Raw genomic sequence first — 2,726 nt, 5'->3', positions numbered from 1 at the left:
TATCAGCGCGATCACGGCACAAAAACCGGCTGCCACGCGCCCCGGCCGGGGCCAGGGGCACATGTCAGGTTCGGAAAACTTTACTTAGTTATCCAAGTTGAGCATGAATTCAGCAACAATATTCAACTGCGTTCGCTTGTACAAATTATCCGCTCGGTCACTCACGATATAACTATCTGTTACTTTATATTCAATAGCGACACTGTGCATCATCAGATATTGCAACAAACGCATATCTTTTAACTTAAAATCGGCGAACGTTGCGAACGTTTTACGCAAGATATGGCAACAAACTTCAACTCCCCCGATAGACTCCGAAATCTTTTTCAGGGCGTCTTCGGGGCTTGACGTGGGTTTTCCTTGGTGCTTATGGCTCGGCAAAATCCATACAGCATCTGGTGCACGTGTCTTGCTGCGCGGCTCAATGATGTTGCCCCAAACCCAGTCGCAGATGGGCATGTCATACGTACCGTGGTTCTTGTTACCGACGTCTTCTGGCTGTATGTGGTACGTACGATTAGCGAAATCAACGCGATCCCACCGCATATTTGCAATGATCGACTTACGCCAACCCTGCAACAGGGCAATCATCAGAAAATCGCGCAGAAGCGGATGGAGTGTTTGAGCATGAGCAATAAAACCTGGCAGATTCTCAATAGATAGCTTTTTCCTGCGCGGCGACGGCTTTTTAAAGAGATTCGTTGCCGAAATCTTGGAAATTGGCGATGTGCTTACGTATTCCATGTTCCGCGCATACTTATAAAGAGTACTCAAGAAAATCATCGTTTGGTGCGCGGTGGTCTCTCCACTTTTATGCTTGATTTCAAGCAACAGGTCTTTCCACTCGACAGCGCTTACAAGACTCATATCGCGTTCGTGATAGCGTGCCAGTGCACGATAGTTCTTGTCATACGTCTGTCGCGTTGCAAGCGTTAGCGCATGCTTATCTTTCACGTACAGCGTATAGACGTCGCTTAGCGTCTTCGTTTGTCCGATCTTGATGCGAAAATTTGCGTCGCGCCTGCTGGATATCACGCTGACCACGCGCGGCGCCTCGGCCGGCACTCCGATCAAGATGGCCGGTGTACCCTATCATGCCGCCGAAGGCTATCTCGCGCGTCTGGTCAAGCTGGGCGAGTCGGTCGCCATCGTCGAACAGATCGGCGACCCGGCGACCAGCAAAGGCCCGGTCGAACGCAAAGTCATGCGCATCGTCACCCCGGGCACGCTGACCGATGCTGCGCTGCTGGACGACAAGCGCGACAATCTGGTGCTGGCGCTTAACAGCATCAAGGGCGTGCTGGGCATGGCCTGGCTGTCGCTGTCCAGCGGCGAATTCCGCATCATGCAGGTGCCGGTCGACGAGGTGATGAGCGAGCTTGAGCGCCTGCGCCCGTCCGAGCTTTTGCTGCCCGACGATAACGCCATTGCCCTCTTGGACACGCTGGCCATTCCGCGCAAGAAACTGCCATCCTGGCAGTTTGACAGCGAATCGGGCCAGCTCACCCTGACCCGCCATTTCGGCACGCGCGATCTGGCCGGTTTCGGCGCAGAAAACAGCCCGGTAGCCGTCGGCGCGGCCGGTGCCCTGCTCGAATACGCCAAACAGACCCAGGGTGCGCATCTGGCCCATATCGCCAGCCTGAGCGTGGAAGACACCCGCGAACTGGTGCGCATGGATGCCGCCACCCGGCGCAATCTGGAACTGACCGAAACCCTGCGCGGCGAAGCCAGCCCGACACTGGCCTCCTTGCTTGACCATTGCAGCACCAGCATGGGCAGCCGCCTGTTGCGCCACTGGCTGCATCATCCGCTACGCAACCATGCCCGCCTGCGCGAACGGCTGGATGCGGTAGCCTCCCTCGCCTCCCAGCATCAGACGCTGCGCGATACCCTGTCCGGCGTAGCCGACATCGAGCGCATTACTGCCCGCATCGCCTTGCGCAGCGCCCGCCCGCGCGACTTGTCCTCGCTGCGCGACTCGCTCGCCAGCCTGAAAGACGCCCGCCATCAGGCCGCCAACCTGAACAGCACACTGCTGAACACGCTGGCCAGCCACCTGCCGAAAAACGCCCCGGCCGAGGCGCTGCTGCGGGCGGCTATTTTGCCCGAACCATCGACCTTGCTGCGCGACGGCGGCGTGATCAACCACGGCTATTCGGCCGATCTGGACGAGCTACGCGACATCCAGACCAACTGCGGCGAATTCCTGCTGCAACTGGAAGCACGCGAACGCGAGCGCACGGGCATCAGCACGCTCAAGGTCGAATTCAACCGGGTGCACGGCTTTTACATTGAAGTGTCACGCGCCCAGTCGGACAAGGTGCCGGACGACTATCGCCGCCGCCAGACACTGAAAAACGCCGAGCGCTATATCACGCCGGAACTGAAAGAATTCGAAGACAAAGCACTGTCGGCACAGGACAAGTCGCTGGCGCTGGAAAAGCAGTTATACGAAGCACTGCTCGATGCACTGATTCCGCATGTCGGCGCGCTACAGCAGACGGCGCAAGCAGTCGCCACGCTGGATGTGCTGGCCAACTTTGCCGAGCGCAGCGAAACCTGCAATTACGTCGCCCCCGAATTTGTCGGCAACAACCGGCTGGAGATTATTGAAGGCCGCCATCCGGTGGTGGAAGCCGGCGTCGAACGCTTTATTGCCAACGACATCTGCCTGTCGGATGCCCGCAAGCTGTTGCTGATTACCGGCCCCAATATGGGCGGTA

2 protein-coding genes are annotated in these 2,726 nt (G+C 57.6%); one reads left to right on the top strand and one right to left on the bottom strand.

What is annotated here, in order from left to right; translation table 11 throughout:
* Positions 1 to 84 precede the first annotated feature (84 nt).
* Complete coding sequence (locus EGI20_RS17270) at positions 85 to 1,044, bottom strand: tyrosine-type recombinase/integrase (RefSeq protein WP_498632950.1); 960 nt, start codon at positions 1,042 to 1,044, stop codon at positions 85 to 87.
* Between EGI20_RS17270 and mutS the strand changes: the two genes are divergently transcribed.
* The coding region (gene mutS / locus EGI20_RS17265; RefSeq protein WP_498632948.1) for a DNA mismatch repair protein MutS at positions 1,001 to 2,726 on the top strand (1,726 nt) is incomplete at its 3' end. The two genes, EGI20_RS17270 and mutS, sit on opposite strands and share 44 nt — an antisense overlap.

This window comes from Aquitalea sp. S1-19, assembly GCF_024343515.1.
Note: the sequence above shows the minus strand (reverse complement) of the source record. Positions and strands in the feature narration are given on the sequence as shown.